General features: G+C 60.8%; 1 protein-coding gene. It reads left to right on the top strand.

Going from position 1 to position 401, the window contains the following annotated elements; translation table 11 throughout:
• On the top strand, positions 1-401 hold a 401-nt coding region (locus EXE42_RS19015; RefSeq protein WP_158293786.1), incomplete at both ends, for a hypothetical protein.

The raw sequence follows: 401 nt of genomic DNA, 5'->3' as shown, positions 1-401 counted from the left end.
CGCCAGACAGGTACACCGTCACGGTCGAGGAAGTCGCCCGTGGGTTCGAGAAGCGAACTGGAACGGCACTTGAGGATCTCCCTGATGGGATTCTTGTTGACCGTGAGTCGGTCTGTGTCACCCGCCCCGACGACGAGGAAGACGAAGACGAACAACGCGGTCGGAAGTCTCCGACGCGGTCCGACGTCGCACCGGAGGGAATGGTCCGTATCTCGGATCCCGAAGCAGAAGTGGCCGTCACCGACCAAGGGATCCGGAATGTCCTCGAACAGGCTGATGAGGAGTGGAATCCCGAGACAGAGAAGCACAATGAGGCCCTTCGGCGGGCCTTCGTGTCGCTTTCAGCAGTCGGGATGGAGGTCTCCATCATCCGGCAGGAACACTCCGAAGAACTCCCCGAC

Source organism: Halorubrum sp. SP3, from assembly GCF_005435195.1.
In the GTDB taxonomy this organism is placed as follows: domain Archaea; phylum Halobacteriota; class Halobacteria; order Halobacteriales; family Haloferacaceae; genus Halorubrum; species Halorubrum sodomense.
This window is presented reverse-complemented; position numbering and strand designations above follow the sequence as displayed.